The organism is Microbacterium sp., assembly GCF_036277215.1.
GTDB lineage: Bacteria > Actinomycetota > Actinomycetes > Actinomycetales > Microbacteriaceae > Microbacterium.
Window position 1 is genome coordinate 1 of sequence record NZ_DASUNI010000045.1, and the last position, 2,780, is coordinate 2,780.

Here is a 2,780-nt window from a genome sequence, read left to right on the forward strand (position 1 = left end):
TACCTCGAGGAGTTCGAGGTCGGCGCGGTCTACAAGCACTGGCCCGCCAAGACGGTGACCGAGGCCGACGACCACCTGTTCTGCCTGATCACGATGAACCACCACCCCCTGCACATCAACGACGTCTACGCCCAGTCGTCCCAGCAGGGCCGCAACGTGGTGGTGGGCCCGCTCGTCTACAGCCTCGCCCTCGGGATGAGCGTGAGCGATGTCTCCGGAAAGGCGATCGCCAACCTCGCCACGGAGGAGCTCAAGCACCCCGCGCCCGTGTTCCACGGCGACACGCTGTTCGTGGAGTCCGAGGTGCTGGAGAAGCGCGAGTCCCGGTCCAAGCCGGACCGTGGCACCGTGAAGGTGCACACGAGGGTGTACAACCAGGACGGCGTGCTGGTGGCCGAGTTCAAGCGGCTCGTGCTGGTGCCCCGCCGCGAGCACGGCGCCACGCCCGCCGAGGGCGACGTCGAATAGACCAGTTCTACGCCCGGGGTTCGTCCAGGTATGACAAAGTGCCCTCCTTTCCCGACTCTGAGAGCTGAGCGAGGTTGAAACCACCGCGATGACGATCGAGACCACGAGCGCCCCGACCACGAACAAGAAGCTGCTGGACTGGGTCGAGGAGGTGGCAGAGCTCACCCGGCCGGACTCGATCCACTGGTGCGACGGGTCCGCGGAGGAGTACGACCGGATGTGCCAGGAGCTCGTGGACGCCGGGACGTTCGAGCGTCTGAGCGACGCCAAGCGGCCGAACTCCTACCTGGCGCTGTCCGATCCGGGCGACGTCGCGCGCGTGGAGGACCGCACGTTCATCTGCTCCGCGCGTGTCGAGGACGCCGGGCCGACCAACAACTGGCAGGACCCCGAGGAGATGCGGGAGATCCTCCAGAAGAAGTTCAAGGGCGTCATGAAGGGCCGCACGATGTACGTCGTGCCGTTCTCGATGGGCCCGCTCGGCTCCCCGATCGCCGAGATCGGCGTGCAGCTGACGGACTCGGCCTACGCGGCCGTCTCGATGCGGATCATGACCCGCATGGGCAAGCGGGCGCTGGACTGCCTCAGCGACGACGGCGCGTTCGTGCCCTGCGTGCACAGCGTCGGGAATCCCGGCAGCGCCTCCTCGTGGCCCTGTGACGAGGAGAAGTACATCGTCCACTACCCCGAGACGCGCGAGATCTGGTCCTACGGCTCGGGCTACGGCGGCAACGCGCTGCTGGGCAAGAAGTGCTTCGCGCTGCGGATCGCCTCGGTGATGGCGCGCGACGAGGGCTGGCTGGCCGAGCACATGCTGATCCTCAAGCTCACGTCGCCCGACGGCGAGGTCAAGTACGTCACGGGCGCGTTCCCCAGCGCCTGCGGCAAGACCAACCTGGCGATGCTGATCCCGACGATCGAGGGCTGGACCGTCGAGACGGTCGGCGACGACATCGCCTGGATGAAGTTCGGCGACGACGGGCGGCTCTACGCCGTCAACCCCGAGGCCGGCTTCTTCGGCGTCGCGCCGGGCACCGGCGAGTCGACCAACCCGAACGCGATGGCCACCCTGCACGCCAACTCGATCTTCACCAACTGCGCGAAGACCGACGACGGCGACGTGTGGTGGGAGGGCATGACCGACGAGCCGCCCGCGCACGCGATCGACTGGCACGGCAACGACTGGTCGCCGGCGTCCGACGAGCCCGCCGCGCACCCGAACGCCCGCTTCACGACGCCGGCGGACCAGTGCCCGTCGATCGCGGACGAGTGGGAGGACCCGAAGGGCGTGCCGATCGACGCGTTCCTGTTCGGCGGCCGCCGCTCGAGCGTCGTGCCGCTCGTGCGCGAGGCGTTCGACTGGGAGCACGCGGTCTTCATGGGCGCCACGATGAGCTCCGAGACCACGGCGGCCGCCGCCGGCGCGGTCGGCGCGCTGCGCTTCGACCCGTTCGCGATGCTGCCGTTCTGCGGCTACAACATGGCCGACTACTTCGGCCACTGGCTCAAGATCGGCCGCCGCGACGGCGCCAAGCTGCCGAAGGTCTTCTACGTCAACTGGTTCCGCAAGGACGAGGACGGCAACTTCCTCTGGCCGGGCTTCGGCGAGAACTCGCGCGTGCTGGCCTATGTGTTCCGCCGCTGCGACGGCGAGGGCGAGACCGTCGAGACGCCGATCGGCCTCGTGCCCGCCCCCGGCGAGCTCGACACGACCGGCCTGGAGCTCTCCGACGAGGACGTCCAGGAGCTGCTCACCGTCGACGAGACCAAGCTCAGGGCGGAGATCGAGCAGGTCAAGGAGCACCTCGCGCAGTTCGGCGACGACCTTCCGCCGGAGGTCTCCGCGCAGCTCGACAAGCTCGAGGCGCGGCTCGGCTGAGCCTGACGCCGCCGCGGCCCCGGTCGCGGCGGCGTGCATTCCGCCCGCCGGGGCGGCATGATGGGAGATCGTGAGCTCCGCGCGCCCAATCGCGAGCTCTCGGCCGGAGGACCGGCTGCTGGAGCTGATCGATGAGGAGGTCGAACCGGAACGCGCCCCCGCGCTCCGGGCATTCGCCCGCGCCTACCTGAGGCGGCTCGGCGGCGGGGACGCCACGGAGGGGATCGCGCCGGAGGCCCTGCTCGGCGAGGTGCGGTCGCTGTTCGACTTCGCGTGCGCGCGCGATGGCGACACGATGGCGGTGCGGGCGTTCAACCCCACGCGCGAGGAGCACGGCTACGAGCCGGTCGGCTCCGTGCTGGAGACCAACACGGACGACCTGCCGTTCCTGGTCGACTCCGTGTCGGGCGAGCTCGCCTCCCGCGGGCTCTCG

The 2,780-nt window shown here is 69.5% G+C and carries 3 protein-coding genes; all 3 read left to right on the forward strand.

The annotated features are described in order from the left end of the window. Positions 1–468: MaoC family dehydratase (locus tag VFX99_RS02285; protein ID WP_329664699.1), on the forward strand; the 468-nt coding region annotated here is incomplete at its 5' end. Between the two features lie 88 nt (positions 469–556). Then, positions 557–2,347 (forward strand): phosphoenolpyruvate carboxykinase (GTP), encoded by a 1,791-nt coding sequence (locus VFX99_RS02290; protein WP_329664700.1) that lies wholly within the window; start codon positions 557–559, stop codon positions 2,345–2,347. 70 nt (positions 2,348–2,417) lie between these two features. Then, positions 2,418–2,780: hypothetical protein (locus VFX99_RS02295; protein ID WP_329664701.1), on the forward strand; the 363-nt coding region annotated here is incomplete at its 3' end.

Excerpts from the sequence above, each read along its gene's own strand:
- VFX99_RS02290 (WP_329664700.1), top strand. The coding sequence starts at position 557 with ATGACGATCGAGACCACGAGCGCCCCGACCACGAACAAGAAGCTGCTG.